Below are 887 nucleotides of genomic sequence, written 5' to 3'. Positions count from 1 at the left end.
GTGAGGCCGTTGGAGGATGTCCGGATCATCTCCCTGGAGCAGTACGGTGCCGGGCCGTTCGGGTCGATGCACCTGGCCGAGCTGGGTGCGGACATCGTCAAGATCGAGGACCCGGGCGTGGGCGGTGACGTGGGTCGGCACGTCCCGCCGTATGCCGAGGACGGTGACTCGTTGTTCTTCGAGTCGTTCAACCGGGACAAGTCGTCGATCACGCTCGACATCCGTACCCCGGGTGGGCGCGAGGTGTTCGAGGACCTCGTCCGGGGCGCCGACGCCGTCTACTCGAACCTGCGCGGCGACGTGCCGGCGAAGCTGGGCATCCGCTACGCCGATCTCGCGCACGTCAACCCGCGGATCGTGTGCTGCTCGCTGACCGGGTTCGGGATGACCGGGCCGCGGGCGGCCGAGCCGGGCTACGACTACGTGCTGCAGGCGCTCGGCGGGTGGATGTCGTTGACCGGCGAGCCGGGCGGGGCGCCGCAGAAGACCGGGCCGTCGCTGGTGGACTACTCGGGTGGGTTCGTCGCGGCCATCGCCTTGTTGGCGGGTATCCACGCGGCGCGGCGCGACGGTGTCGGCACCGACTGCGATGTCAGCCTCTACGACACCGCGGTGAGCCTGCTGACCTATCCGGGCACGTGGCACATGACCGCCGGCTTCGAGCCGGCGCGCACGCGGCACTCGGCGCACCCGTCGCTGATCCCGTTCCAGGCCTTCGAGGCCTCCGACGGCTGGCTCGTCGTGGGGTGTGCGAAGGAGAAGTTCTGGCAGCGGCTGACCGTCGTGATCGGGCGCCCGGAGCTGGCCGCGGACCCGCGGTTCGCCACGTTCGCCGACCGGGCCCGGCACCGCGACGTGATCGTCCCGCTGCTGGAGGAGATCTTCGC

At 70.6% G+C, this 887-nt stretch carries 1 protein-coding gene; it reads left to right on the top strand.

Annotated features, from left to right (window positions below; genetic code table 11):
- Positions 1–887: CaiB/BaiF CoA transferase family protein (locus tag PSD17_RS13660; RefSeq protein ID WP_339122832.1), on the top strand; the 887-nt coding region annotated here is incomplete at both ends.

This window comes from Pseudonocardia sp. D17, from assembly GCF_036984265.1.
Lineage (GTDB): Bacteria > Actinomycetota > Actinomycetes > Mycobacteriales > Pseudonocardiaceae > Pseudonocardia > Pseudonocardia benzenivorans.
Note: the sequence above shows the minus strand (reverse complement) of the source record. Positions and strands in the feature narration are given on the sequence as shown.